Source organism: Streptantibioticus parmotrematis (assembly GCF_019890615.1).
Taxonomy (GTDB): domain Bacteria; phylum Actinomycetota; class Actinomycetes; order Streptomycetales; family Streptomycetaceae; genus Streptantibioticus_D; species Streptantibioticus_D parmotrematis.
In genome coordinates, this window is sequence record NZ_JAINVZ010000009.1 from 207,258 (window position 1) to 229,948 (window position 22,691).

Annotated in this window: 28 protein-coding genes; 11 read left to right on the plus strand and 17 right to left on the minus strand. The window is 73.5% G+C overall.

Annotation, left to right across the window (positions count from 1 at the left end; all coding sequences use genetic code 11):
- Nucleotides 1–42 precede the first annotated feature (42 nt).
- From K7472_RS15785 to K7472_RS15795, 3 genes are all read right to left on the minus strand, one after another.
- Nucleotides 43–225 carry a hypothetical protein gene (locus K7472_RS15785; RefSeq protein ID WP_222978399.1) on the minus strand — a complete coding sequence of 61 codons (183 nt, stop codon included), beginning with the start codon at nt 223–225 and terminating at the stop codon, nt 43–45.
- Nucleotides 226–312: 87 nt separating this feature from the next.
- Entirely contained in the window at nt 313–1,044 is a 732-nt protein-coding gene (gene npdG / locus K7472_RS15790) for an NADPH-dependent F420 reductase (protein ID WP_222978401.1), read from the minus strand.
- A 136-nt stretch (nt 1,045–1,180) separates the two neighbouring features.
- A complete protein-coding gene (locus K7472_RS15795) occupies nt 1,181–1,375 on the minus strand; it encodes a hypothetical protein (RefSeq protein WP_222978403.1) in 195 nt (64 codons plus the stop codon).
- 94 nt (nt 1,376–1,469) lie between these two features.
- Here K7472_RS15795 and map point away from each other — a divergent pair, with 94 nt between their 5' ends.
- A complete protein-coding gene (gene map, locus K7472_RS15800) occupies nt 1,470–2,327 on the plus strand; it encodes a type I methionyl aminopeptidase (protein ID WP_222978405.1) in 858 nt (285 codons plus the stop codon).
- Nucleotides 2,328–2,405: 78 nt separating this feature from the next.
- A complete protein-coding gene (locus K7472_RS15805) occupies nt 2,406–3,494 on the plus strand; it encodes an SCO2278 family lipoprotein (RefSeq protein ID WP_252395650.1) in 1,089 nt (362 codons plus the stop codon).
- A gap of 43 nt (nt 3,495–3,537) precedes the next feature.
- Here K7472_RS15805 and K7472_RS15810 read toward each other — a convergent pair whose 3' ends face one another.
- Nucleotides 3,538–4,254: a bifunctional DNA primase/polymerase gene (locus K7472_RS15810; RefSeq protein WP_222978406.1), complete on the minus strand. Its 717-nt coding sequence runs from the start codon at nt 4,252–4,254 to the stop codon at nt 3,538–3,540.
- Between the two features lie 325 nt (nt 4,255–4,579).
- On the opposite strand from K7472_RS15810, the gene ddaH reads away from it, so the two are divergent.
- Both ddaH and K7472_RS15820 read left to right on the plus strand, forming a co-directional pair.
- A complete protein-coding gene (gene ddaH, locus K7472_RS15815) occupies nt 4,580–5,395 on the plus strand; it encodes a dimethylargininase (protein ID WP_372457972.1) in 816 nt (271 codons plus the stop codon).
- Nucleotides 5,396–5,521: 126 nt separating this feature from the next.
- The gene (locus K7472_RS15820) at nt 5,522–7,069 is read left to right on the plus strand and encodes a phytoene desaturase family protein (RefSeq protein WP_222978408.1); all 1,548 of its coding nucleotides are present in this window, start codon (nt 5,522–5,524) and stop codon (nt 7,067–7,069) included.
- Here the strand turns inward: K7472_RS15820 and K7472_RS15825 are convergent.
- From K7472_RS15825 to rpmB, 3 genes are all read right to left on the minus strand, one after another.
- A complete protein-coding gene (locus tag K7472_RS15825) occupies nt 7,052–8,065 on the minus strand; it encodes a small ribosomal subunit Rsm22 family protein (protein WP_222978409.1) in 1,014 nt (337 codons plus the stop codon). The genes K7472_RS15820 and K7472_RS15825 overlap by 18 nt on opposite strands.
- A gap of 188 nt (nt 8,066–8,253) precedes the next feature.
- Nucleotides 8,254–8,559, minus strand: a complete 306-nt coding sequence (gene rpsN, locus K7472_RS15830; RefSeq protein ID WP_222978410.1) for a 30S ribosomal protein S14 — start codon at nt 8,557–8,559, stop codon at nt 8,254–8,256.
- The gene (gene rpmB, locus K7472_RS15835) at nt 8,559–8,795 is read right to left on the minus strand and encodes a 50S ribosomal protein L28 (RefSeq protein WP_222978412.1); all 237 of its coding nucleotides are present in this window, start codon (nt 8,793–8,795) and stop codon (nt 8,559–8,561) included. The genes rpsN and rpmB overlap by 1 nt, the downstream gene beginning before the upstream one ends.
- An 87-nt stretch (nt 8,796–8,882) precedes the next feature.
- Between rpmB and rpmG the strand changes: the two genes are divergently transcribed.
- The 5 genes from rpmG to K7472_RS15860 all read left to right on the plus strand — a co-directional run bounded on the left by rpmG (nt 8,883) and on the right by K7472_RS15860 (nt 11,598).
- On the plus strand, nt 8,883–9,047 hold the full coding sequence (gene rpmG, locus K7472_RS15840; RefSeq protein WP_109450421.1) for a 50S ribosomal protein L33: 165 nt from the start codon (nt 8,883–8,885) through the stop codon (nt 9,045–9,047).
- Nucleotides 9,044–10,195, plus strand: coding sequence for a CobW family GTP-binding protein (locus K7472_RS15845; RefSeq protein ID WP_222978414.1), 1,152 nt, complete (start codon nt 9,044–9,046; stop codon nt 10,193–10,195). The genes rpmG and K7472_RS15845 overlap by 4 nt, the downstream gene beginning before the upstream one ends.
- 67 nt (nt 10,196–10,262) lie before the next feature.
- A complete protein-coding gene (rpsR, locus tag K7472_RS15850; RefSeq protein ID WP_222978416.1) occupies nt 10,263–10,502 on the plus strand; it encodes a 30S ribosomal protein S18 in 240 nt (79 codons plus the stop codon).
- 122 nt (nt 10,503–10,624) lie between these two features.
- A complete protein-coding gene (locus tag K7472_RS15855; protein ID WP_222978418.1) occupies nt 10,625–11,260 on the plus strand; it encodes a hypothetical protein in 636 nt (211 codons plus the stop codon).
- Between the two features lie 71 nt (nt 11,261–11,331).
- Entirely contained in the window at nt 11,332–11,598 is a 267-nt protein-coding gene (locus K7472_RS15860) for a transcriptional regulator (RefSeq protein ID WP_222978523.1), read from the plus strand.
- Between the two features lie 103 nt (nt 11,599–11,701).
- Here K7472_RS15860 and K7472_RS15865 read toward each other — a convergent pair whose 3' ends face one another.
- The 7 genes from K7472_RS15865 to K7472_RS15895 all read right to left on the minus strand — a co-directional run bounded on the left by K7472_RS15865 (nt 11,702) and on the right by K7472_RS15895 (nt 18,580).
- Nucleotides 11,702–12,565, minus strand: a complete 864-nt coding sequence (locus K7472_RS15865; protein ID WP_222978420.1) for a metal ABC transporter permease — start codon at nt 12,563–12,565, stop codon at nt 11,702–11,704.
- On the minus strand, nt 12,562–13,512 hold the full coding sequence (locus K7472_RS15870) for a metal ABC transporter permease (RefSeq protein WP_222978422.1): 951 nt from the start codon (nt 13,510–13,512) through the stop codon (nt 12,562–12,564). The genes K7472_RS15865 and K7472_RS15870 overlap by 4 nt, the downstream gene beginning before the upstream one ends.
- Nucleotides 13,499–14,437: a metal ABC transporter ATP-binding protein gene (locus K7472_RS15875; RefSeq protein WP_222978430.1), complete on the minus strand. Its 939-nt coding sequence runs from the start codon at nt 14,435–14,437 to the stop codon at nt 13,499–13,501. Before K7472_RS15875 ends, K7472_RS15870 begins: the two co-directional genes overlap by 14 nt.
- 32 nt (nt 14,438–14,469) lie before the next feature.
- Entirely contained in the window at nt 14,470–15,519 is a 1,050-nt protein-coding gene (locus K7472_RS15880; RefSeq protein WP_222978432.1) for a metal ABC transporter solute-binding protein, Zn/Mn family, read from the minus strand.
- 79 nt (nt 15,520–15,598) lie between these two features.
- The gene (locus tag K7472_RS15885; protein ID WP_222978434.1) at nt 15,599–16,843 is read right to left on the minus strand and encodes a serine hydrolase domain-containing protein; all 1,245 of its coding nucleotides are present in this window, start codon (nt 16,841–16,843) and stop codon (nt 15,599–15,601) included.
- Entirely contained in the window at nt 16,840–18,165 is a 1,326-nt protein-coding gene (locus K7472_RS15890; protein ID WP_372457973.1) for a multidrug effflux MFS transporter, read from the minus strand. The genes K7472_RS15885 and K7472_RS15890 overlap by 4 nt, the downstream gene beginning before the upstream one ends.
- 103 nt (nt 18,166–18,268) lie before the next feature.
- Nucleotides 18,269–18,580 (minus strand): 4a-hydroxytetrahydrobiopterin dehydratase, encoded by a 312-nt coding sequence (locus tag K7472_RS15895; protein ID WP_222978438.1) that lies wholly within the window; start codon nt 18,578–18,580, stop codon nt 18,269–18,271.
- Nucleotides 18,581–18,663: 83 nt separating this feature from the next.
- Between K7472_RS15895 and K7472_RS15900 the strand changes: the two genes are divergently transcribed.
- The gene (locus K7472_RS15900; RefSeq protein ID WP_222978440.1) at nt 18,664–19,431 is read left to right on the plus strand and encodes an SDR family oxidoreductase; all 768 of its coding nucleotides are present in this window, start codon (nt 18,664–18,666) and stop codon (nt 19,429–19,431) included.
- Between the two features lie 23 nt (nt 19,432–19,454).
- On the opposite strand, the gene K7472_RS15905 is transcribed toward K7472_RS15900, so the two are convergent.
- Together K7472_RS15905 and K7472_RS15910 are read right to left on the minus strand one after the other, a co-directional pair.
- Nucleotides 19,455–20,123 carry a DNA polymerase beta superfamily protein gene (locus K7472_RS15905; protein ID WP_222978442.1) on the minus strand — a complete coding sequence of 223 codons (669 nt, stop codon included), beginning with the start codon at nt 20,121–20,123 and terminating at the stop codon, nt 19,455–19,457.
- 161 nt (nt 20,124–20,284) lie between these two features.
- A complete protein-coding gene (locus K7472_RS15910) occupies nt 20,285–21,205 on the minus strand; it encodes an NADP-dependent oxidoreductase (RefSeq protein ID WP_222978444.1) in 921 nt (306 codons plus the stop codon).
- A gap of 83 nt (nt 21,206–21,288) precedes the next feature.
- Between K7472_RS15910 and K7472_RS15915 the strand changes: the two genes are divergently transcribed.
- Nucleotides 21,289–21,867, plus strand: a complete 579-nt coding sequence (locus tag K7472_RS15915; protein WP_222978446.1) for a TetR family transcriptional regulator — start codon at nt 21,289–21,291, stop codon at nt 21,865–21,867.
- 9 nt (nt 21,868–21,876) lie between these two features.
- On the opposite strand, the gene K7472_RS15920 is transcribed toward K7472_RS15915, so the two are convergent.
- Nucleotides 21,877–22,665, minus strand: coding sequence for a DeoR/GlpR family DNA-binding transcription regulator (locus K7472_RS15920; RefSeq protein WP_222978448.1), 789 nt, complete (start codon nt 22,663–22,665; stop codon nt 21,877–21,879).
- Between the last annotated feature and the right edge of the window lie 26 nt (nt 22,666–22,691).

Consider the following 22,691-nt stretch of genomic DNA (forward strand, 5'->3'; position numbering starts at 1 on the left):
TCTCCCGCGGCCGTTCAGCCGGTCGTCGTGCGGCTTGAGTCCTCAGCCCGTCGTCGTGCGGCGCTCGGCGCGGGCCCGGCGCACGTAGAACCAGGCCATGTTGCTGGAGACGCCCGCCAGCAGGATCCACACCACGCCCAGGAAGCTGCCCTGCGCGAAGGAGACCCCGGCGGCGGCCAGGGCGAGCGCGCACACGACGACGGCGAACAGGGCGATGCGGGGCATGGGTCCTCGGCTCCTGGGTGGTACGGCTTGTGGCACCGCCCATTGTCCCCCACGCCCCGCGCGGCCCGCCGCACGCCCCGCGCCGGATCACACGTCGGTGAGCCGCAGTCCCGCGTGCGCCTTGTAGCGGCGGTTGACGGAGATCAGGTTGGCCACCAGCGACTCGACCTGGTGGGCGTTGCGCAGCCGCCCCGCGAAGACGCCGCGCATGCCCGGGATCAGCGCGGCCAGCGCCTGCACCACGTCGGTGTCCGCGCGGCTCTCGCCCAGCACCATCACGTCGGTCTCGATGCGCTCGACGGCCGGGTCCTGGAGCAGCACCGCGGACAGGTGGTGGAACGCGGCGGCCACCCGGGAGTCCGGCAGCAGGGCCGCGGCCTGCTCGGCGGCGCTGCCCTCCTCCGGGACCAGGGCGTACGCGCCCTTCTTGTCGAAGCCCAGCGGGTTGACGCAGTCCACCACCAGCTTGCCCGCCAGCTCCTCGCGCAGCGCCTGGAGCGTCTTGGCGTGGCCCTCCCACGGCACCGCGACGATCACCACGTCGCTCTCCCGCGCGCACGCGGCGTTCTCCAGGCCCCGCACGCCGTGGCCGATCTCCTCGGCGGCGGTGGCGGCGCGCCCCGCGTCGCGGGAGCCGACGATCACCCGCTGTCCGGCCCGCGCGAGCCGGTAGGCCAGCCCGCGGCCCTGGTCGCCGGTGCCGCCGAGCACGCCGACCACCAGCCCGGAGACGTCCGGCAGGTCCCAGGGGTCCTTGGCCGGAGCCTTCGCGGCAGCCGGGGGGTTCGCGTCGGCCGGGGGGTTCGCATCAGTAGTCATACGGCGATCCTGCCAGCCGTCCGCCCGGTGATCGGTCAATTGCGTTGCGGAACCGATCACACCGCGCACAGCGGACGCCCGGTCGCGCGCGTCCGAGCGTGCGCGCCTACGCGCCTACGCGTGCGTGCCTACGCGCCTAGTCGCGCGCGTCCCACTCCTCGTTGCGCTCCTCGGCGGTCTCCATCGCGTGCTCCGCCGCCTGACGGCTGGTGTAGGGGCCCATGCGGTTGCGGCCCGCGCAGACCATGCCCTCCTCGGCCGTGCGGTGCTTGAGGCAGTAGTACCACTCGCCCGGCTTGACGGCTTCCTTCTTCGCCTTGAACAGCGCCATCGTTCTCGCTCCTTCGTGCTCTCGCGTCGTGCCGCGGCCCGCGGCCTCCCCTGTCCGCCATCGTGCCCGGTGTACCGCCGATACACTCGCTGGCATGTCTGGCCAGTCACTCCTCGTCCCCGGCACGCTGTCGCCGACCCGCCGCGTCCCCGCGTCCATCCCGCGCCCCGAGTACGTCGGCAAGCCCGCGCCGACCCCGTACACCGGGCCCGAGGTGCAGGACGCCGAGACCATCGAGAAGATGCGCGTCGCCTCCCGTATCGCCGCCCGGGCGATGGAGGAGGCGGCCAAGGCCATCAAGCCGGGCACCACCACGGACGAACTCGACCGCATCGCGCACGAGTACATGTGCGACCACCGGGCCTACCCGTCCGACCTGGGCTACCGCGGCTTCCCCAAGTCGATCTGCACCTCGCTCAACGAGGTCATCTGCCACGGCATCCCGGACTCCACCGAGCTGCGCGACGGCGACATCGTCAACCTGGACGTGACCGCGTACATCGACGGCGTGCACGGCGACACCAACGCCACCTACCTGTGCGGCGAGGTGGACGAGGAGTCGCGGCTGCTGGTCGAGCGCACCCACGAGTCGCTGGCCCGCGCCATCAAGGCGGTCAAGCCGGGCCGCCGGATCAACGTCATCGGCCGCGTCATCGAGTCGTACGCCAAGCGCTTCGGCTACGGCGTGGTCCGGGACTTCACCGGCCACGGCATCAACACCTCGTTCCACTCCGGCCTGATCGTGCCGCACTACGACAGCCCGCACGCGACGACCGAGATCAAGGTGGGCATGACGTTCACCATCGAGCCGATGCTCACCCTCGGCACGTACGAGTACGACGTGTGGGAGGACGGCTGGACGGTCGTCACCAAGGACCGCAAGCGCACGGCCCAGTTCGAGCACACGCTCGTGGTGACCGACACCGGCGCCGAGGTGCTGACGCTGCCCTGACCCGGGACCCGGGACGAACACACGGGCGGGCCCGGTAATGTGTGCGCGTTTCCGCCACCCCGAAGGAGCCCGCCCCCGATGAAGGCGCCGTCCGCAGCGCAACCGCCGCAGTCCGTACGGGCGTTGGCCGAGCCGTCGCCCGCCGCGCGTCCGGCCCGCCGCGGTCCCGACGGCTCCGGCGGCGGCCCGTCGAGGGTGCGGCGGACGTTGGTGTGGCTGGCCGCGACCGGTCTGCTGGCGGCCGGCGCGACGGGCTGCGTGACGGTGCACGGCGAGCGCGCCCTCGTCCCCTCCGTCCAGCGGGCCGACGCGACCAAGGCGCTGGAGCGCTTCGTACGCCTCACCAACGAGGCCAACACCCAGCTCGATCCGTCGGTGAACACGCAGGCCGAGACCGGCGCGCTGGGTGCCATCGACGGCGCGGGGATCAAGGCCCGGCACGTCGGCTCCCCGGCCGGGAACCCCGGCTACAAGCCGCTGGTGCTCACCGATTCGCGCCTGGTCGTACCCCGGCAGCGCGGCTGGCCCAAGTGGTTCGTGGTCGACACGGCCGACAACCGCGACAAGGACCGCTGGCTGCTGGTCTTCACCCGCGACAGCGTGGCCGAGCAGTGGAAGGCGTCGTACCTGCTGGTCGTCACGCCGGGCGCGGATCCCCGGTTCGCCACCGACACCAAGGGGTACGCCGAGCCGGTGCCCGTGACCGGTTCCGGTCTGCTGCTCCAGCCGGGTGGCCTGGGCCCCGCCTACGCGGCCTACCTCCAGCGCGGCGACGCCGGTTCCCCCGACTTCGCGGCCGGGCCGGACACCACGGTCCTGCGTCAGCAGCGGCGCACCCAGTACGCGCCGACCCCGCAGGTCGTCACCCAGTTCGCCGACGCGGGCGCCGATCCGGTGCGCTACCCCCCGGTGGCGCTGCGGCTGGCGGACGGCGGTGCGCTGGTCTTCTTCACCACCCAGCACACCATGAAGCAGACGGTGGCCAAGGGCCCGGTGCGCGTGCAGGACCCCACCGTCAACGCCCTGCTGACCGGCACCCCGAGCAGGTCGGTGACGCTGACCTACGTCTCGGAGCAGGTCGCGACGGTACCGTCGGCCGCCACCGGCGGCGGCGAGGTGGTCTTCGTCGACCGCATCGCGGGCCTGGTCTCCGCCACCGGTCAGTGAGTCGGTGAGTCGGTGAGTCGGTGAGAGGCCCGCCCCGCCGGGCTCAGCGGCTCGGCCAGCCGCCCGCGGCCTCCGGCTCCGGCACCTCGGGGACCTGACCGCAGGCGTCGGTGAGCACCGCGAGCAGCGGCAGCGGGTCCGGCAACGGCAGGTCCGCCGGGCGCAGCCAGGTGACCGCGGAACCGTCCGGCAGCCGGGACGGCGGCAGCAGCACGTAGCTGCCCCGGCAGTGCCAGCGCAGCCCCGGGTGCTCGTCGAGGGTCTCGGGGTGGCAGTCCAGCTCGCACGGCCACCACTCGTCCTCGTCGTCCGGGGTGCCGCGGGAGGCGGTGAAGAACAGCATCCGGTCGTCGCCGTACATGGCGACCGGTCCGGTGCCGGAGCCCTCGGTCTCCAGCCGGGCGAGCGCGATCCGGCCGGCTTGCGCGGGCACGTCGAGCACGTCGTGACCGGCGCCGGTGGCGGTGATGAAGTTGGCGGGCGGATCGGCCAGCAGCCAGCGGGTGATCTGCGCGGCGTCGGTCGTCGCCTCGGTCTGCCAGGCGAACGAGACCGGGTGCATGCCCGGCGTGGGACAGCCCACCCGGTCGCAGGAGCACCCGAAGCCGGACGGATGAGCGGCCGGGGCGACGGGGAAGGAGGCGGCCGCCGCGCCCAGCAGGAGGGCCTCCCGGTCGGCCGCGGCCACGCCCCCTCGGGCCGTACCCGGGGCACCCGGGCGACGCCGCAGCCACTCCGCCAGCCTGCTCCTGCGTTCCATGGAGCCCCTCTCATCAGCGCGCTCACCGCACCCGGGGTGGTCACGACCCGGGCGCACCCTCCATCCTGCTCCTCACGCGTGCGATGTGTGAACGCGGGGTGGCCTCCGACCGGCCGGTCGGCCCAGCTTGGCCGAATCTCCTTCGGTCGCGCGTTCGAGTGATCTCGTGGGACCTGCGGCAACGCCCGTGGCGGGTGAGCCCGCCCGCCGGGTCACGGTTCGGCGAACCACTCGAAAGGAGCGTGCGCCGCCGGCCGCGTGAGGTGGACCATGCGTACACGGACGCAACCCGCGTGCACGGAGCCTCAACGGTGAGGAGCCCTCATTGCCCACACAACGCGTCGCCACCCCCCGGCGCTATCTGATGTGCCCCCCGACCCACTTCCGGGTCACCTACTCCATCAACCCCTGGATGGACCCGGACAAGCCCGTCGACAGCGCGCTCGCCCTGTTGCAGTGGGAGGACCTGCGCGACCGCTACCGTGCGCTCGGTCACACCGTCGACGTGCTGGAGCCGGTGCCCGGCCTGCCGGACATGGTCTTCGCGGCCAACGGCGCCACCGTGGTGGACGGCCGGGTCTTCGGCGCCAAGTTCGCCAACGCCGAGCGGCGCGGCGAGGCGCCCGCGCACCTGGCGTGGTTCCGTGAGCACGGCTACCGCCGGGTCCACGAACCGGAGCACATCAACGAGGGCGAGGGCGACTTCACCCCCACCGCCTCCTGGGTGCTGGCGGGGGCGGGCTTCCGCAGCAGCCCGTCGGCGCGCGCCGAGGCCCAGGAGTTCTTCGGCCGCCCGGTGATCGGCCTGGAACTGGTCGATCCCCGCTACTACCACCTGGACACCGCGCTCGCCGTGCTCGACGGCGACGAGGTCGTGTACTACCCGCAGGCCTTCTCCCCCGGCAGCCAGGACGTGCTCGCCCGGCTCTTCCCCGACGCGTTGCTGGCCGCCGAGGACGACGCGGCGGCACTCGGCCTCAACGCGGTCAGCGACGGCCGGAACGTCATCCTGCCGGTCGGTGCCTCCGGTCTGTTCGAGCCGTTGCGCAGGCGCGGTTTCGAGCCGATCGGCGTCGACCTGTCGGAACTGCACAAGGCGGGCGGCAGCGTGAAGTGCTGCACGCTGGAGCTGCGCGACTGACGCGGCCCCGGTGGCGGGGCGGACCGCGATCCGGCCGCCCCGCCCCCGTTCCCTCCCGCGGGGGTGCGCGGCGCGCCCCGGCCGGATAGCGTCCGGGGGTCGGACGGCCACGGTGGAGGGAGCCCCATGCCCGAGCGCACCCGGTACGACGTCGTGGTGGTCGGAGGCGGTCACAACGGACTGGTCGCCGCCGCCTACCTGGCCCGCGCGGGCCGCTCCGTGCTGGTCCTCGAACGGCTCCCGGTCACCGGCGGCGCGGCGGTCTCCACCCGCGCGTTCAGCGGCGTCGACGCCCGCCTCTCGCGCTACTCGTACCTGGTCAGCCTGCTGCCCCGGAAGATCGTGGACGACCTCGGGCTGCGCTTCGCGGTGCGCCGCCGCCGCATCTCCTCCTACACGCCGACGACGTCAGGGCCCGGCCTGCTGGTCGACACCGCCGACCCGGCCCGCACCCGGGAGGGCTTCGCCCGACTCACCGGCTCCGACCGGGAGTTCGACGCGTGGCAGCGGTTCTACGCGATGACCGGCCGGGTGGCCCGCGCCGTCTTCCCCACGCTCACCGAACCGCTGCCCACCCGCGCCGAGTTGGCGTCCCGGATCGGCGAACCGGCCGCCTGGGAGGCCCTGTTCGAGCGCCCGCTCGGCGAGGCGGTCGAGGCGGCCTTCGGTCACGACCTGGTGCGCGGGGTGGTGCTGACCGACGCCCTGATCGGCACGTTCAGCCACGCGCACGACCCGTCGCTGCGGCAGAACCGCTGCTTCCTCTACCACGTCATCGGGGGCGGCACCGGTGACTGGGACGTCCCTGTGGGCGGGATGGGCGCCTTCACCGACGCGCTCGCGGCCGCGGCGCGCGCGGCGGGCGCCGAGATCCGCACCGGCCGGGAGGTCACCGGCATCGAGACGGACGGCGTACGGGCGCGGGTGACCCACCGCGACGACAGCGCGTCGGAGTCGGTGGAGGCCGGTCACGTCCTGGTCAACGCCGCGCCCCGCACCCTCGCGGGGCTGCTGGGCGAGGCGGATCCGTCCGGCGGGCCCGAGGGCGCCCAGCTGAAGGTCAACATGCTGCTGCGCCGCCTGCCCCGGCTGCGGGACGCGGCGGTCGACCCCCGGGAGGCGTTCTCCGGCACGTTCCATGTCGGCGAGTCCTACGGGGAGTTGGCGACCGCGTACGCGCAGGCCTCGTCCGGCACGCTGCCCACGGCGCCGCCCTCGGAGATCTACTGCCACTCCCTGACCGACCCGTCGATCCTGTCCCCCGCGCTGACCGAACGCGGCTGCCACACCCTCACCCTCTTCGGCCTGCACGCCCCCGCGCGGCTGTTCGCCGACGACCCCGAGGGTGCCAGGGAGACCCTGCTGAAGTCGACGCTGGCCCGTCTGGACGCGGTCCTCGCCGAGCCCCTGGAGGACTGCCTCGCGCGCGACACGGACGGCCGCCCCTGCGTGGAGGCGAAGTCCCCGCTCGACCTGGAACGCGAGATCGGCCTGCCCGGCGGCCACATCTTCCACCGCGACCTGTCCTGGCCGTACGCGGACGAGGCGACCGGCCGCTGGGGCGTGGAGACCGACCACCGCAACGTGCTGCTGTGCGGCGCGGGCGCGGTGCGCGGCGGCGGGGTCAGCGGCGTCCCCGGCCACAACGCGGCGATGTCAGTCCTCGGACGCTGACCTCGGCGGCCACACGTCGCCCCACTCGGCGTCCCGCGCGGCGCGGTACAGCTCGCCCTGCCGCTTGGAGACGGTGACCCGCCGCAGCCCCTCGTCGCGGGTGCACAGGTCGAGCAGCACCTGCCCCTTGCGCGTCTGCGGGTGCCGCACGACCCGGGCCCGTGCCTCCCCCGGCTCGCCCTCCCGCACGGCGGCGACGTAGCTGAATTTCTCGTCCTCGTACGGCAGCGAACCGCCCTTGACCTGCCGGTGCAACGAGGAACGGCTCACCCGGGCCGCGAAGTGGCACCAGTCGGCGCCCTCCTCGATCGGGCAGGCGGCGTCGTGCGGGCAGGGCGCGAGCACCGTGAACCCGGCCTCGATCAGCCGCGCCCTCGCCTCGATGACGCGGGCGTAGCCGGGCGGGGTACCGGGCTCCACGACGACCACCGCCCGTCCCGCGCGGGCCGCCTCGGCGACGACCGCCGCCCGGTCGCGTCCGGTCAGTTCGCCCAGCACGTAGCTGACGGTCACCAGGTCGGCGTCCGGGAGGTCGAGCGCGGGGCCGATGGGTTCGCGGCGCCATGCGGCGGTGCGCAGGGCGGGGTGCGAGGCGTCGCGGGCGAGGGCGCGGCCGAGGTCGAGCGCGGGCTGCGCCCAGTCCACGACGGTCGTCTCGTGCGCGCCGTCGGGCCACGCGGCGGCGACGGCCCAGGTGGCGGCGCCCGTTCCGCCGCCGACGTCGACGTGACGGCCCGGCGTCCAGGCACCGGCCCGGGCGCGAAACGCGTCGAGCGCGGCGCGTACCGCTTCGAAGGTCGCGGGCATGCGGTACGCGGCGTAGGCGGCGACGTCGGCCGCGTCACGCAGGACGGGTGCGTCGGTGGGGGTCCGCCCCCGGTAGTTGGCGATCAGGCGCTCGACGGCCTGGGTCGCCTGGCGGGGGGTGAGGTCGTCGAGCCGGGCACGCAGGGCGTCGCGCAGTTCGGCGTCGAGAGCGGGGGCGGGGGCGTTCACCTCTTCACCCTATGCGGTGCGGGGCGGTGCTCCGGGCGGCCGGGAGGGGCGGGCTCGCGTGCGCCCGGGGGCGGGTTCCCGTGCTTCGACGGGTGGGGGGGCGGTGGGTGTCTCCGGAATCGCTTGTCACCCCCTTGTCTCCGACAAGCAATTCGCCCGCCCCTCACCTCCGCCCGACGCCGCCGCCGCTACCAGCTCGCCTTGCGCACCCCCGGCAGGTGTCCCGCGTGCGCCAGTTCCCGCAGCCGGACCCGTGAGACGCCGAAGGTGCCCACGTAGCCCCGGGGCCGTCCGTCGACCGCGTCCCGGTTGCGTACGCGCGTGGCGCTCGCGTCGCGCGGCTGGCGGCTCAACTCCCGTTGCGCCGCCTCCCGTTCGGCCGTGCCCGTGAGCGGGCTCGCGATCACCGCCTTCAGCGCCGCGCGCCGGGCCGCGTACCGTGCGACGACCAGTTTGCGCCGCTCGTTCTTCGCGATCTTGCTCTTCTTCGCCATCAGACCTTCCCTCCCCGGGCGCGGATGCGCGCGACCGCCGCCTCGACGCCGATCGCGTCGACGGTCCTGATCCCCTTCGCGCTCAACGTCAGCCGCACGTGGCGTCCTTCGCTGGGCAGCCAGTAGCGCTTGCGCTGGATGTTGGGGTCGAAGCGGCGGCGGGTGCGCCGGTGGGAGTGGGACACGGCGTTGCCGAATCCCGGTTCCCTGCCGGTGAGTTGGCAGTGGGCGGACATGAGGGTTTCCCCTTTCGTCTCGTCGGTGACGGGCTCACACCGTACCGTAGATGAAAATGAAAACCACTTCTGTATAGACTGTGGCGCATGGCCCGCAACGAACTGCGTCCGATCGTCAAGCTCCGGTCCACGGCGGGGACCGGGTACACCTACGTGACGCGCAAGAACCGCCGCAATGACCCCGACCGGCTCACCCTGCGCAAGTACGACCCGGTCGTCCGCCGCCACGTCGACTTCCGGGAGGAGCGATGACCGCGGCGGACGCCGGGACGCTGGACGTCGCGATCGTCGGCGGTCTGCACGCGGACGCCCGCAGGGAGGCCGTCGAGACGATCCTGCGCACCGTCGCGGGCGCGGTCGTCCTGCACCACGATCTGTCCGCCGCGACCGAGGGCTCCGTGCGCAGGACCGTGCGCGACGCGGACGGCCTCCTCGGCACCGGCGACGCGCCCCTGGTCAACGACTGCGCCTGCTGCGCGCTGCGCGAGGACCTCGTCCCCGAGCTGCTGCGCCTGGCCGAGGCGGGCGGTCACCGGCTGGCCGTGGTGGAGCTGTGGGATTCCGTCGAGCCGCAGGCGATGGCCGCCGTGATCGACGCCGCCGGCGCGCCGTTGCGGCTGGCGGCCGTGGCGACCGCGGTCGATCCCGCGCTCGTGGTGCCGTACCTCGCCACCGGCGACGACCTCGACGAGGTCGGCCTGGCCGCCGCGCCGACCGACCGACGCACCGTCGCCGACACCTTCGCCCGGCAACTGGAGTACCCGACCCTGCTGCTGCTCACCGCCCCCGGCGACGACGCCGACCGCGAACTGGTCGCCCAACTCCACCCGACCGCACGGAAATTGGTGCTGGACCAGGACCCGCTGGGCCCGGCGCTCGCCGCCGGGTTCGACCTGCGGGCCGCCACCGCGCGCATGCATCCGGCCAGCGCCCTGCTGCCACAGGAGGCCGACGCGCACGGGATCCGCACGATGGTCTGGCGCCGCGACCGCCCCTTCCACCCGCAACGGCTGTACGCGGCACTGGAGGACCTGGCGTGCGCGGCGGCGCGCAGTCGCGGCCGGTTCTGGCTGGCCGACCGCCCGGACACCCTGCTGTCGTGGGACGCGGCGGGCGGCGCGCTGTGCGTGGAGCCCTCCGGACCCTGGCTGGCCGCACTGCCGGACGCCGCCTGGGAGATGGTCCCCGCGGAACGCCGGGTGGCCGCCGCCCTCGACTGGCACCCCCGGCACGGCGACCGCAGGCAGTACCTGACGTTCACCTCGCCCGGACTCGACGACGACGGGCTGCGCGTGCTGCTGGACTCCTGCCTGCTCACCGACGCCGAGTACCGCGCGGGCCCGCCCGCCTGGGAACGCCTGCCGCACGCCTTCGACGGGCTGCTCGACCCGGTCTCCTGAGATCTCCTCCCCTCCACCGCCGCCTCCGGTCGGCCCGGCGCCGGCCCCCACCGAAAGGACTTCCGCGATGGCACGCCGTCCCGTCAAGGGCACCGAGCAGCACCGCAAGCGGCCCAACCCGCTGGACGCCGCGGGCATCACGTACGTCGATTACAAGGACACCGACCTGCTGCGGAAGTTCATCTCCGACCGCGGCAAGATCCGCAGCCGGCGGGTGACCAGGGTGACCGCACAGCAGCAGCGGCAGCTCGCCCGCGCCATCAAGAACGCGCGGGAGATGGCCCTGATCCCGTACAGCGGACGGTAGTTGACCACCATCACCCGAAGGGGTTCACCAGGCGAAAGGACTTTCGCACCACAAAAGTGAGTGCCATGATGGGAGTGCGGCCACCGCGGGGGCGGCCGCACTCCTCAGTCATGGAGATCACCATGTCCGACGAACGGGACCCCTGGTCCGACGAACGGAACGCCGGGGCTGACGAACAAACCGCCAGGTCCGATGTCCAGAACGACCCGACTAACCGGGCCGACAGCATGGCCACCGCGAACGACGGGACCGACCGGGTCGACGGGGTCGACGGGATCGCTGCCGCGGACGACCGGGGGACCGCCGCGCACGACGCGGAGGCCGCCCTGCGCGCGGTGGACCGCGCCCGCGCCACCTCCAACCTCTTCACGCCGTGGCCGCGTTGGTGCGGGCCCGTGGCGGGCGCCTGCGAAGTCGTGGGCGTCGCCCTGTTCTTCGGGTCATGGTCGCACCGGATGTTCGACGCCGTGCCGAGCACGTTGCTGGGGCTCGCGCTGCTGGCGGTCTTTCCCGCCCTCTGCGTGCTGCGGGCCCGGCGCGCGAGGGTCGCGACGCTGCCGCCGGGGACGAAACGACAGCGGATGGCGACCGAGTTCGCCTCGATACTGCCGCTGCCCGCGGCCGCCCTGGTCTACCTGGCGGGCGGCTGGGACGCGGCCGTGCTCACCGGGGCGATACTCAGCGGCGCCGGCCTGTGGTGGCGCTGCGCCCGGCACAACCACCTCGCGGCCGAGGCCCGTGCGAGGCTGGCCGCGTGAGCGCGCGCATATCGGACGAGCCGACGCCCCCGGCGCTGGACGAGGTCATCCACCACCCCACCCGGCTGACGATGATGGCGTTCCTGGCGGGCTGCCTGGAGGCGGAGTTCGCCGCCGTGCGCGACTACCTCCAGGTCTCCGACGCCAGCGTCAGCCGGATCGCCTCCGCGCTGGAGGAGGCGGGATACGTGAAGGTGCGCAAGGGATACGTGGGACGGCGGCCGCGCACCTGGCTGTCGCTGACCCGCGACGGGCGCGTGGCGCTCACCCGGCATCTGGCGGCGCTCCAGGCCATCGTGGACGCCGCCCGCGAGGCGGGGACGCGGACACGGGACTGATCCGTCGCTCGCCCGGCGCCCCTGCGGAACGGCTGGCTCGCGGGACGGCAGGCTCGCGCCCCCCGGGAACGGTCCCGTGCGCGCCCGGGGCGGGGCGGCCCGCTCAGGCCAACGCCCGCACCGCGCGCCCGCGTCGGCCGGAGGGCCTGGGCAGGAAGGTGAGCCCGTAGACCACCGTGGCCGCCGCCATGATGCCGAAGCTGGGCGGCACGCTGGGCACCGCGTAGCCGAGGGCCAGCCCCGCCCACATCTCGCCGAGCGCCAGCACCGCCGACAACGCCAGCGCGCGGTAGGGGGAGTCGGTGAGCCGCTGCGCCGCCCCGGCCGGTGCCGCGAGCAGGCCGAGCAGCAGCAGTGAGCCGACCGCCTGCGTGGCCTCCGCCGCGCACGCCCCGACCAGGGCGAGGAACGCCAGCCCCAGCAGGCGCACCGGCAGTCCGCGGGCCGCCGCCACCGCCTCGTCCAGCGAGGCGAACAGCAGCGGCCGGGCCAGCGCGAGCACCGCGGCGCACACCACCAGGGCGATCAGCACGGCGGTCCAGGCCGCCGACGCCGACAGACCGAAGATGGAGCCGAACAGCACACTGACGCCCGCGTTGCCGTTGGCCGTGGAACGGGTCGTCGTGTAGAGGGTGAGGAAGAAGACGCCGAGGCCGAGGATCCAGGAGAAGGCGCTGCCGATCGTCACGTCGTCGGCGCGGCTGCGGCGGCCCAGCACGCCCAGCAGCAGCGCGACCCCGATGGTGGCGGCGAACAGCCCGATCCGCAGGTCCCAGCCGAGGGCCAGCGCCGCCAGCGCGCCGGTGAAGGCGGTGTGGCTGAGCGCGTCGCCGGTGAAGATCTGGGCGCGCAACACCAGGAAGTACCCGGTCAGTCCGGCGGCCACGGCGATCGCGCCGCCCGCGAGGACCGCGTGCAGGAAGAAGGGGTGGTCGAGGGCGGCGAGGCCGACGCTGCTCCAGCTCATGCGGCGGCCCTCCCGGCGGGGGCGGCGGGACGTTCGGCCGCCGGACGCGGACGGGACTCGCCGGCGGCCGCCCGGGAGGACCGGGCGGTGCGCGCGGAGCGCCACAGCCGGGCGAGGACGTAGGTGCCGAAGGCGAAGGAGGTCACGTAGAAGCCCACCGGATAGGGCGAGAAGTAGGCGGCGGTCAGGCCCAGCCAGCTGACCGCGACACCGATCAGCATCCCCAGCGGCAGGCTCACCACCGGCCGGGCGCTGAGGAGTTGGGCGGTCGCGGCGGGCATCACCAGCAGGGCGAAGACCAGCAGCGAGCCGGTGATCTGGCTGGCCTCCGCGGTCGCCGCGCCGAGCAGCACGAGGAAGACGGTGGACAGCGCCCGCACCGGGACGCCGCGCGCCGCGGCCACCGAGGTGTCGACGGAGGCGAACAGCAGGGGACGGCCGACCGCCGCCAGCGCGGCGAGCACGACGGCGGCGACCACCGCGAGCAGGGCCACCTGCCCGTCGCTGATGCCGAGGAAGGAGCCGAACAGCAGCGCGTTCACCCCGCCGAGGAAGCCCTTGTAGAGGGCGACGAACAGGAAGCCGCAGGCCAGCAGGAACGCCTGGACGGTGCCGGTCAGCGCGGACTCCTCGCCGCGGCCCTGCCCGGCGCCCGGGATCAGCGCGATGACGACGGCCGCCGCGAGGCAGAACGCGAAGTAGCCGTAGCCCGCGGCGACCCCGACGAGCACGGCACCGGACGCACCGGGGAAACCCACCACGGCGAGGGTGTGCGCGGCGAAGGTCTGCCGTCGCAGCACCACGAACCAGCCGACCGCGGCGGCCAGTACGGCGATGACCGCGCCGGCCCGGAAGGCGTTGACCATGAAGGGGTAGGACCACATCAGCTGGACGTCGGTCAGCGGGTTCCACGACCAGGGCGCGGTGGCGGCGTCAGCGAGCGGCATGCGCGCTCCCCTCGGGCGCCCGGTCATCCGCGTGCCCGGCCTCGGCGCGCCGGTCGTCCTCGTGGCGGTCGGTGTGAAGGGCCGGGGCCTCCGGGCCGCCGACGACGACCAGGCGGCCGTCGGAGGTCCGCAGCACCTCGACGGGTGTGCCGTATAGCTTCGTCAGCGTCTCGGAGGTGATGACCTCGCGGGGGGTGCCGGTGGCCGCGCCGCCCTCGGCCAGGTACACCACGCGGTCGAGGTAGGACAGGATCGGGTTGACGTCGTGGGCGACCATCACCACCGAGACGCATTCCTCGCAGCAGATCCGCCCGATCAGCCGGGCGACGGCGGCCTGGTTGGGCAGGTCGAGGCTGTCGAGGGGTTCGTCCAGCAGCAGGACGTCGGGCCTGCGGCACAGCGCCTGGGCGATCAGCAGCCGCTGCTGCTCGCCGCCGGAGCACTGGCCGATGGGCCGGTCCGCGTAGGCGGAGGCGCCGACGAGTTCGATGACCTCGGCGATCCGGCGCTGGGCGGCGCGGCGCCGGGCGCTGAAGCGAGCGGGCACCGGCAGCGGGACTCCCCAACGGTCGCCGTCGAGCCCGAGGCCCACGATGTCGCGGCCCCGGATGCGCAGCGACGGGTCGAAGCTGCGGCGCTGCGGCAGGTAGCCGACGGCGCGCCCGGCCTGCCCGGGCGGGGCACCGAGCACCCGGATCTCACCGGACGCCAGGGACTGGAGGCCCAGCACGGCCTTGAGCAGGGTGGACTTGCCGACGCCGTTGGGGCCGAGGACGGCGGTGAACTCGCCGGGGCCGATGGCCAGGTCGACGCCGGACCACAGGGTGCGGCCGCCGACGCGTACGGCCGCGTCGCGCAGTTCGAGCACGGGGGCGTCGCCGCGGGTGGGATCGCGCCGTTGCTGGGTGGGGAGGGAGACGTTCATCCGGTCACCGCCTGCTCTCGTTCCGACCACCGTCACTTGCCGGTCGCCTTGGCCAGCGCCTGCTCGATGCCCTTGAGCTCCCGCACCTGCCAGTCCTGGAACGAGGCGCCCGCCGGGGTGAGCGTCTCGGTCACCGTGGTCACCGGGATCCCGGCCGCCTTGGCCTCGTCGACCTGGGCCTGGACGTCGGGGGTGGAGTTCTGGCTGTTGTAGACGTAGATCTTGATCTGCTTGGACTTGATCTGCTGGTCGATCTCCGCCTTGTCGTGCGCGGTCGGGTCGGAGCCTTCGCTGATGGCGTCGAGGAACGACTCGGGCGTGAGCATCTTCAGGCCCAGGCCTTCGGCGAGCGGGGTCACGATGGACTCCGACGCGCCGATCGGGGTGCCCGCGTACTTGGCCTTGATCTGGTCGATGAGCTGGTTGTAGGGGGCCAGGGTGGTGTTCTCGAACGCGGTCTTGCGGGCGTCGAAGTAGGCGGCGTCGGCCGGGTCGATCTTCTTGTAGTCGGCGGTGATCCGCTCGATGACCTGGTGGACGTTGGTGGGCGAGTACCAGCGGTGCGGGTTGCCGCCGGGCTTGATGCCGACCAGGTCGCCGACCTTCAGCTCGGTGCGGTCGCCGGACGGGTTGGCGGACAGCAGCTTGTCGGACCAGGCGTCGTAGCCGATGCCGTTGACGATGGCGAACTGCGCCCCGGCGACGGTGCGGGCGTCGGCGGCGGTGGGCTCGTAGTCGTGCGGGTCGGTGGCCGGGTTGGTGATGATGCTGGTCACCTTGGCGTGGTCGCCGCCGAGCTGGGCGGCGATGCTGCCCCAGAAGTTCTCGGCGGCGACGACCTGGACGACCTTGCCGGAGCCGGAGGACGAGGAGCCGGAGGACGGCGATCCGGAGGAGGCGTTCGGGGAGGAGGTGGCGCAGGCGGTCGCGGTCACCGCCAGCGCGGCCACCGTCACCGCGCCCAGGCCCACCCGCGTCGTGCGGCGCGCGGCGCGGGACGTGGTCGCGTGGGAGGCGCGGGAGAGCGCGGCACGGGCGGCGCGGGATATCGCGGGGCGGTCGGTACGGCGGGCGGCACTCATCTGCGCGGGACTCCTCGATCGTTCGGTATGACCCCACGCTAAGTGGAAACGATTTTCACCACCAGCCCCATCCGGCCCGTTATGACAATCGTTGCCAACTCTTGACCCATCCGGCCAGCCGGTCGGCAACGGCCAGGCGCGGCGCGTTCCCCCGCCGCCAGGTGCGGACCGGGTGCACGGCGTTGGCCAGCAGGATCACGTAGACGCCGGAGACCGGGTCGATCACCAGGCTGGTGCCGGTGAAACCGGTGTGGCTCACGGTGCGCGGGCCGGACAGCCCGCCCGTCAGCCACGGCTGGCCGAGGTCGAAGCCCAGGCCGTGCGGGCGGCCCGGCACACCGTGGTCGGCGAACATCTCCGCGACGGACTCCGGCCGCAGCACCCCGCGCCCGCCGTCCAGCAGCGCCGCGCAGAGCCGCCCGAGGTCGGCGGCGGTGGCGAAGAGCCCGGCGTGCCCGGCGACACCGCCGAAGGCGAACGCGTTCTCGTCGTGCGCCGTGCCGTGCACCGTCCCGCGCTCCAGCCGCCCCCAGGGCCCGCGCTGGTCCTCGGTCGCCGCGATCCTCGGCAGCCACGCGGACGGCGGCGCGAACCGGGTGTCCCGCATGCCCAGCGGACCGGTGATGCCGTCGCGCACGAGCGTGTCCAGCGGGCGGCCGGTCACCCGTTCCAGCAGGAACTGCGCGGCGAGGAAGTTGAGGTCGGAGTAGAGGTACGCGGTCCCCGGCGCCGTCAACGGCTCCTCGTGCCACAGCAGTTCACGCCGCGCCCTCGCGGTCGGCTCCGCCCAGAACGCCAGCTCCGACCGCAACCCCGAGGTGTGCGCGAGCAGTTGACGCACCGTCACATCCTGCTTGCGGTGCGCGCCGAACTCCGGGAGATGCCGGGCCACCGGCGCGTCCAGCTCCAGCGTGCCGCGTTCCGCCTCCCGCATGACGGCGATCGCGGTGAACAGCTTGGTCAGCGACGCGAGGTCGAAGACGGTGTCCGGGCGGGCCGGAAGCCAGCGCTCGCGCGGCAGTTCCACGCCCCGGTCGGTCGTCTCGTCGTACGAGGCGTAGCGCAGCGCCCAGCCCGCGGCCTCGCGGCACAGGAGGTCGTCGCCGCGACCGGCGAGGGCGACGGCGCCGGAACACCACGGGTGCGCCCGCTCGGTGCCGGACGGCGGTGGGACGGCGACCGCGTCGGCGAGGTCACCCCGGACCAGCCGGGCGAGAGCGCCCGCGCCGGGCGTCTCCTGCGCCGGCCCGCCGCCCGCCAGACCCTCCCCCGCGGCGCCGTCGTCCCCCGCGCCCGTCCCCGGCCCGTCCTCCCGCGTCCTCATACCGCCGACGCTAGCCGCCACGGCCTGCACATGCCCGCGAAGGCGCCCAGTGCCACCACCGCGCAGCTCACCTGGACCAGCGCCATCGGCACCGCGGTCCCGCTGCCCGCCACGCCGACCAGCGGCGAGGCCACCGCGCCGACCAGGAACTGGCCCGCGCCCAGCAGCGCCGAGGCGGAACCGGCGGCGTGCGGCGTGCGCATCAGCGCCTGCGCGTTGGTGTTGGGCATCGCCAGCCCCATCGCCGACATCAGCACGAAGAGCGAGGCCGCGACCGGCGGCAGCCCGACGTGCCCGAACACACCGCAGGTCAGCGCCAGCAGGCAGCACGCGGCCAGCAGGATCACGCTCAGCCCGACGGCGAGCGCGCGGTCCAGCGGGACGCGGCCGACCAGCACCTTGCCGTTGAGCTGCCCGATCCCCACCAGCCCGATCGAGTTGAGCGCGAACAGCAGGCTGAAGGTCTGCGGCGAGGCCCCGTAGATGTCCTGGACGACGAAGGACGAGCCGGAGACGTACGCGAACAGCGCGGCGAAGGCGAAGCTTCCGGCGAGCATGTACCCGGCGAAGACCCGGTCGGCCATCAGCGAACGCATGGTGCGCACCGCGTGGCGCAGGCCGCCGTCGTGCCGTCGCTCGGCCGGGAGCGTCTCGGGCAGCACGCGCATCGCCAGCAGCGTCAGCAGCGCGCCGATGACGGTGAGGACGACGAAGACCCCGCGCCAGTCGGTGAAGCGGAGGATCTGACCGCCGATGACGGGCGCCACGACGGGGGCGACGCCGGAGATCAGCATGAGGGTGGAGAAGAACCGTGCCATCGCCACGCCGTCGTACAGGTCGCGCACCACGGCACGCGCGATGACGATGCCCGCCGCGCCGGCCAGGCCCTGCACCAGGCGGAAGCCGATGAGGAGTTCGACGTCGGGGGCGAACGCGCAGACGGCGGTGGCGAGCGCGTAGACCGTCATGCCGATCAGCAGCGGGCGGCGGCGCCCCCACTTGTCGCTCATCGGGCCGACGACCAGTTGCCCGAGGGCCATGCCGAGCAGGCAGGCGGTCAGGGTGAGCTGGACGGTCGCTGCCGGGCTGCGCAGCGCGGTGGTGACCGCGGGCAGCGAGGGGAGGTACATGTCCATGGACAGCGGGGGCAGCGCGGTCAGGCCGCCCAGCACGAACGTGACCAGCATTCTGCGGCCCGCAGGGCGCTCGGGCGACGATGCGGAATGTCCGGAACGCTCCGGGTCTCCCGATATGCGGTCAGGTATTCGGCCGTCCGCAGGCACGGCGTTGTCCGCGGGCGTGGCGGGGCCGGGCTCCGTCATCCTGGTCTCCATGGGTCGTTGCAACGGCCATCAGTCTCTCAGGATTCCGGCGCCCGCCGCCCCGCCGATGCGCGACGCGGCTCAGGGAGTCAGGGAATGCGGATCAGGCGGCCCCGTGCGTCGGGGCGAGGTCGCCGATGCGCTGCGCGAGGTCGAAGTCCTTCGCGGTGAGTCCGCCGCCGCCCTCGTGCGTGGTGATCGACACCGCGAGGGTGTCGTAGCCGAGGGCCAGGTCGGAGTGGTGGTTCAGCTCGTCCTGGACGCCCGCGATGTGCAGGGCGAGGATCGCGGCGCGCAGGTGCGGGAGGCGGTAGACGCGGGTGAGGGCGGTGCCGTCCGGCGACAGCTCCCAGCCCGGCAGTTCGGCGAGGCGATCCTCGATCTCCTTGGTGGACAGCGGGTCTGCGCTCGGCATTGGGCGGACTCCCCTCACAGGATGCTCTCGGGTCACGCTGTGTCCGTGATGTCCCATCGTCCCACCCCTTACCCTCGTCGGGCATGAGCGAAATTCGGAAGATCGCGGCGAAGACCGCTGTGGTGACCGGCGCCGGTTCCGGTGTCGGGCGGGCGGTCGCGCTGGCGCTGGCCGGAGCGGGCTGGTCGGTGGCGCTCGCGGGCCGCCGGGACGAACCCCTGCGGGAGACCGCACGGCTGGCCGGCGAGGCGGCGCCGGTGCTCGCGGTGCCCACCGACGTGACCGACCCCGGGCAGGTGGACGCGCTGTTCGCCACCGTCGAGGAGCGCTTCGGGCCGCTCGGGCTGCTGTTCAACAACGCGGGCACCGGCGCGCCGCCGTCCCTGATCGACGAGTTGTCGTACGAGCGGTGGCGGGCGGTCGTCGACGTCAACCTGCACGGCGCCTTCCTGTGCGCCCGGGCCGCGTTCCGCGCGATGCGCGCGCAGGACCCGATGGGCGGCCGGATCATCAACAACGGTTCCATCTCGGCGCACGTGCCGCGCCCGAAGAGCGTCGCGTACACCACGACCAAGCACGCGATCACCGGCCTGACGCGCTCGCTGTCGCTGGACGGCCGCCCGTACGGCATCGCCTGCGGCCAGATCGACATCGGCAACGCGGCCACCGAGATGACCCGGCGGATGGCCGAGGGCATCGAGCAGCCGGACGGCCGCGTGGTGCCGGAGCCGGTGATGGACGCGGCCGACGTGGCGGGCACGGTGCTGCACATGGCGTCGCTGCCGCTGGAGGCCAACGTGCAGTTCGTGACGGTGATGGCGACGACGATGCCGTACGTCGGCCGCGGCTGAACGTCGTTGCCGCTTACCGGTGCTCAGTCCTCCGGTGGGGTGTAGTGCGCCGCGCGGACCCGGTGCAGCCAGGCTTCCGCGGCGTCCTCGTCGGGGGCGGCGGGCAGCGCCCCGGGCGCGCGCAGCCGGTCCTCGGTCCGCGCCAGCAGCCCGGCGGCGCGCTCGGGTTCGTCGGCCAGCTCCTCGCCGAGCACGCGCACCCGTTCCGGGTCGGCGAGCCGTACCGTCAAGTGGCCGGTGGTGTGCAGCTCTTCGGCCTGAGCCAGCAGCCTGACGAGGTGGCGGGCGTTCTTGGCGGCACGGGCACGCCCGTCCGCGTCCTGCTCACGCGACCGAAGCTTGCCGAACTGCTGGGTGGCGTAGCCGAGGTAGGCGTTGCGCACACCGCGTTCCCACAGCAACGACCGCCGCAGACGTATGAGTTCGTCGCCGAGCGGTGTGCGGACCTCGTACTGCTCCAGCCAGAGCAGTTCACCCGCGGTCGGGTTGCAGGCCAGCATCAGCCGCACCGCCTTGGCCGCCTCGTGGTACGTGGTGTCGGGGCGGGTGGTGACGTGTGATTCCTTGGGGCGCCGCAGCCCGTGCAACTCGCGCGTCGGCGCGGCGAACATCCCGAGCCGGTCCACGTCCGACCCCGAGTGCGCGAGCCCGTAGGCGGTCGATCCCACGACCCCGGCCAGCAGAACGTTCACGGCGCGTCCCCCCAAGGCTCTCCCGGCCGTACGGCACCAGCCTGCCGCCCACCGCTCACCGGCGCGAACGAATTCCGTGGTGCCGGTGGGGCCCGGGGGCGGCGCGCCCGCCGGTTACCGTCCGGCGCCGTCAGGCCCCCGCGACGAGCCGGCCGCCGCGTTCAGAGCGCGATCACGATTTTCCCGTGGACGTGCCTCTCGGCCTGCGTCGTCACGGCTTCACGGATCCGCTCGACCGGGAAGGTCGCCGCGATCGGCACCGTGATGCCGCCGGAGTGGATCGCGTCGGCGATCCGTTCCAGGGTGCCCGGCTCCGCGTCGAGGGCGCCCAACTTGCGCACGCCGGGCGGCGGGGCGGGGCCGTCGGCCACGACGGTGACCCGCTCGGGTGCCACACCGAGCTTCAGCGCGGTCTCGGCCGCCTCCCTTCCGAACAGGTCGGTCGCCGCGGTGATCCCCTCGGGCGCCAGGGCCCCCACCCGGTCCGCCAGGCCGGGACCGTACGCCACGGGTTCGGCGCCGAGCCCGCGCAGGAATCCGAACGTGCCCTCGGAGGCGGTGCCGAGCACCCGGGCGCCCGCGAGCTTCGCCAGTTGCACGGCGAAGATGCCCACGCCACCCGCCGCCCCGCCGATCAGGACGGTGTCGCCGGCACCCAGCCCGAGCGCGGCGAGCGCGGCGGCGGCCGTCAGACCGGACACCGGAAGCGTGGCCGCCACCTCGTCGCCGATGCCCTCCGGGGTGTGCCACAGGTTTGCCGCAGAGGTCTTGACCAGCACGAAATCGGCGACGGACTGGCCGATCACGGCCCCGAACACCCGGTCTCCTGCCGCGAATCCGGTGGATTCGGCGCCCACTTCGTCCACCACTCCGGCGAAGTCGCTGCCGAACCCGGCCGGCAACGTGATGCCGAACCGCGCCGCCATGTCGGGCTGCGTGGTGATCTGCCAGTCCATCGGGTTCAGCCCGGCGGACGTGACCCGGACGCGTACCTCGTCCGGTGCGGCGTGCGGCTCGGGTATCTCCTGGATTTCGAGTACTTCGGGGCCGCCGAATCGTCGGTAACGGACAGCTCTGCTCATCGGTGACGTCTCCTGGCCAGTGATGGGACTTGGTCTCATCGACCCTACACCAGTGATGGGACCAAGTCCCGTACACTGCTCCCATGGCTCGCTGGCAACCCGACGCACCCGGACGACTCGCCGCCGCCGCCCTCGACCTCTTCGAGGAGCACGGCTACGAGAACACGACCGTGATCGAGATCGCGGAGCACGCGGGGCTCACCAAGAGCACGTTCTTCCGTTACTTCCCGGACAAGCGCGAGGTGCTCTTCGGCGGGGGCACGGTGACCGGCCTGCTCGTCGAGGGGATCGCCTCGGCGCCGTCGACGGCCGGGCCGCTCGACGTGGTGGCCGACGCCCTCGACACGCTCGGCCGGACGTTCTTCACCGCCGACCGCCGCGAGTTCAGCCGTCGGCGCCAGGCCGTGCTGAACGCCACTACGGAACTGCGTGAACGCGAAGCCCTGAAGAGGATCGACCTCACCGCCTCGATGATCGAGGCCCTCGACCGGCGCGGCGTCCCGAGCCTGACCGCCCGCGTGGCCGCGCAACTGGGCGCGCTCGTCTGGGAGATCGCCTACGACCAGTGGATCGACACCGGCAGCCCCGACAACACCGATGACTTCGGCACGCTGGCACGGCGAGCGCTCGCCGACGTACGCGCGACCGGAGCCCTGCGCTAGAACCCGCCCTCACAGGTCCGAAGGCGCCGCGGCCAGGGCCAGGGAGAGCCCCTGACGGCGGATTCCCATCAGTTCGAGGCGGCTCGCCCTGCTGTCGGTGACGACGTGGTGGACGGACTCGAGACCGCAGATCGGCTGTGCGCAGCGGCGCCCGAGCTTGGAGCTGTCGGCCACCACGATGACGCGGCGGGCCTGCTCGATGATGGCGCGGCTGACCAGCGCCTCGTCCGCGTCGTGGGCGGTCAGGCCATGGCGTGCGCCGATGCCGTCCACCCCGACGACGGCCACGTCGTAGCGGCGCCGCCGTATCACGGTGGTGGCCAGGTCGCCGACGAGTTGCTGGGAGGAGGGCCGGGCCGAGCCGCCGGTGACGACCACCTGCACGCGTTGCCGCGCCATCAACGACCCCGCTATGTCGAGGGAGTTGGTGACGACGCGCAGACCGGAGCGAGCCGTGAGGCACTGTGCGACCGAGTGGGCGGTCGTGCCGCCGCCGATCGCCACGGTCAGCGGACCGAGGGGCACGAGCGACGCGGCCAGCGCGCCGATGCGGCGTTTCGCCTCCGCCTCGTGGGACCGCCGGAAGGAGACCGGCACCTCGCTCCCCGGCCGGACCGCGGTCACCTTGCCGTAGGAACGGCGGACCAGCCCGGCGTCCTCCATGCACATCAGGTCGCGTCGCACGGTCGCGCCGGAGACACCCAGCCGCCGCGTGAGCGACTGCACGGTGATCACCGGCGACTCGCCCAGGAGCCGCAGGATCCTCCGCATGCGGGAGGCGCGCTCGTCAGAGGTCATCGTTCACCTGCTCTCCGGCCGTCGCC

Excerpts from the sequence above, each read along its gene's own strand:
- K7472_RS15785 (WP_222978399.1), bottom strand. The coding sequence starts at position 225 with ATGCCCCGCATCGCCCTGTTCGCCGTCGTCGTGTGCGCGCTCGCCCTG.
- npdG (WP_222978401.1), bottom strand. The coding sequence starts at position 1,044 with ATGACTACTGATGCGAACCCCCCGGCCGACGCGAACCCCCCGGCTGCC.
- K7472_RS15795 (WP_222978403.1), bottom strand. The coding sequence starts at position 1,375 with ATGGCGCTGTTCAAGGCGAAGAAGGAAGCCGTCAAGCCGGGCGAGTGG.
- map (WP_222978405.1), top strand. The coding sequence starts at position 1,470 with ATGTCTGGCCAGTCACTCCTCGTCCCCGGCACGCTGTCGCCGACCCGC.
- K7472_RS15805 (WP_252395650.1), top strand. The coding sequence starts at position 2,406 with ATGAAGGCGCCGTCCGCAGCGCAACCGCCGCAGTCCGTACGGGCGTTG.
- K7472_RS15810 (WP_222978406.1), bottom strand. The coding sequence starts at position 4,254 with ATGGAACGCAGGAGCAGGCTGGCGGAGTGGCTGCGGCGTCGCCCGGGT.
- K7472_RS15820 (WP_222978408.1), top strand. The coding sequence starts at position 5,522 with ATGCCCGAGCGCACCCGGTACGACGTCGTGGTGGTCGGAGGCGGTCAC.
- rpsN (WP_222978410.1), bottom strand. The coding sequence starts at position 8,559 with ATGGCGAAGAAGAGCAAGATCGCGAAGAACGAGCGGCGCAAACTGGTC.
- rpmB (WP_222978412.1), bottom strand. The coding sequence starts at position 8,795 with ATGTCCGCCCACTGCCAACTCACCGGCAGGGAACCGGGATTCGGCAAC.
- rpmG (WP_109450421.1), top strand. The coding sequence starts at position 8,883 with ATGGCCCGCAACGAACTGCGTCCGATCGTCAAGCTCCGGTCCACGGCG.
- K7472_RS15845 (WP_222978414.1), top strand. The coding sequence starts at position 9,044 with ATGACCGCGGCGGACGCCGGGACGCTGGACGTCGCGATCGTCGGCGGT.
- rpsR (WP_222978416.1), top strand. The coding sequence starts at position 10,263 with ATGGCACGCCGTCCCGTCAAGGGCACCGAGCAGCACCGCAAGCGGCCC.
- K7472_RS15855 (WP_222978418.1), top strand. The coding sequence starts at position 10,625 with ATGTCCGACGAACGGGACCCCTGGTCCGACGAACGGAACGCCGGGGCT.
- K7472_RS15860 (WP_222978523.1), top strand. The coding sequence starts at position 11,332 with ATGATGGCGTTCCTGGCGGGCTGCCTGGAGGCGGAGTTCGCCGCCGTG.
- K7472_RS15865 (WP_222978420.1), bottom strand. The coding sequence starts at position 12,565 with ATGAGCTGGAGCAGCGTCGGCCTCGCCGCCCTCGACCACCCCTTCTTC.
- K7472_RS15870 (WP_222978422.1), bottom strand. The coding sequence starts at position 13,512 with ATGCCGCTCGCTGACGCCGCCACCGCGCCCTGGTCGTGGAACCCGCTG.
- K7472_RS15875 (WP_222978430.1), bottom strand. The coding sequence starts at position 14,437 with ATGAACGTCTCCCTCCCCACCCAGCAACGGCGCGATCCCACCCGCGGC.
- K7472_RS15880 (WP_222978432.1), bottom strand. The coding sequence starts at position 15,519 with ATGAGTGCCGCCCGCCGTACCGACCGCCCCGCGATATCCCGCGCCGCC.
- K7472_RS15885 (WP_222978434.1), bottom strand. The coding sequence starts at position 16,843 with ATGAGGACGCGGGAGGACGGGCCGGGGACGGGCGCGGGGGACGACGGC.
- K7472_RS15890 (WP_372457973.1), bottom strand. The coding sequence starts at position 18,165 with ATGACGGAGCCCGGCCCCGCCACGCCCGCGGACAACGCCGTGCCTGCG.
- K7472_RS15895 (WP_222978438.1), bottom strand. The coding sequence starts at position 18,580 with ATGCCGAGCGCAGACCCGCTGTCCACCAAGGAGATCGAGGATCGCCTC.
- K7472_RS15900 (WP_222978440.1), top strand. The coding sequence starts at position 18,664 with ATGAGCGAAATTCGGAAGATCGCGGCGAAGACCGCTGTGGTGACCGGC.
- K7472_RS15910 (WP_222978444.1), bottom strand. The coding sequence starts at position 21,205 with ATGAGCAGAGCTGTCCGTTACCGACGATTCGGCGGCCCCGAAGTACTC.
- K7472_RS15915 (WP_222978446.1), top strand. The coding sequence starts at position 21,289 with ATGGCTCGCTGGCAACCCGACGCACCCGGACGACTCGCCGCCGCCGCC.
- K7472_RS15920 (WP_222978448.1), bottom strand. The coding sequence starts at position 22,665 with ATGACCTCTGACGAGCGCGCCTCCCGCATGCGGAGGATCCTGCGGCTC.